Genomic DNA, 240 nt, shown 5'->3' with positions numbered 1-240 from the left:
CCGCGGAACCGATACTGCTCCAACGATTCCGGCTTCATCTCGATCGAGAAGCCGGGCGCCGTCGGCGGCATGTACGCCGCGCCGCGCACGACGCACGGCTCGACGAAATGTTCGTGCAGGTGATCGACGTATTCGGTCACGCGCCCTTCCTTCGTGCCGGAAATGCACACGTAGTCGATCATCGACAAATGCTGCACGTATTCGCACAGCCCGACGCCGCCCGCATGCGGACACACCGGC

At 63.8% G+C, this 240-nt stretch carries 1 protein-coding gene; it reads right to left on the bottom strand.

Translation table 11 applies throughout. The annotated features are described in order from the left end of the window. Positions 1-240 (bottom strand): enolase C-terminal domain-like protein (locus tag SB751_RS34760; RefSeq protein ID WP_410749584.1); only part of this gene is annotated, 240 nt, incomplete at both ends.

It is taken from the genome of Cupriavidus sp. SIMBA_020 (assembly GCF_046535395.1).
Classification (GTDB): domain Bacteria; phylum Pseudomonadota; class Gammaproteobacteria; order Burkholderiales; family Burkholderiaceae; genus Cupriavidus; species Cupriavidus campinensis.
Note: the sequence above shows the minus strand (reverse complement) of the source record. Positions and strands in the feature narration are given on the sequence as shown.